Source organism: Idiomarina sp. Sol25, assembly GCF_033052775.1.
Taxonomy (GTDB): domain Bacteria; phylum Pseudomonadota; class Gammaproteobacteria; order Enterobacterales; family Alteromonadaceae; genus Idiomarina.
In genome coordinates this window covers 1-243 of sequence record NZ_JAUPEW010000217.1, presented here as the reverse complement: position 1 = coordinate 243, position 243 = coordinate 1, and the positions used below count along the sequence as shown (strand labels likewise).

Here is a 243-nt window from a genome sequence, read left to right as displayed (position 1 = left end):
ATTGCTTTTGAATATGCTTGAGGATTAACAAAATAACCATCTTCTTCACTCCATCCACCTACTGCGTTAGATTCAGAAGTTACAACTGAAGTTTCCGGTTCAGCAGCAAAAGTGGTTACTGGATTAAGTGCTAGTACAAGGCCTAAACTTAAAATAGAAACACCGAAACGCTTGAATTTGTCCATAAAAAAATCCTCCCTTTCTTTGTAAGTTCTTTAAAAAGTTTATCATAGGAAACATATA

The 243-nt window shown here is 34.6% G+C and carries 1 protein-coding gene; it reads right to left on the bottom strand.

The annotated features are described in order from the left end of the window. Positions 1-185 (bottom strand): hypothetical protein (locus tag Q5L94_RS14060; protein WP_317498967.1); only part of this gene is annotated, 185 nt, incomplete at its 3' end. Positions 186-243 lie beyond the last annotated feature (58 nt).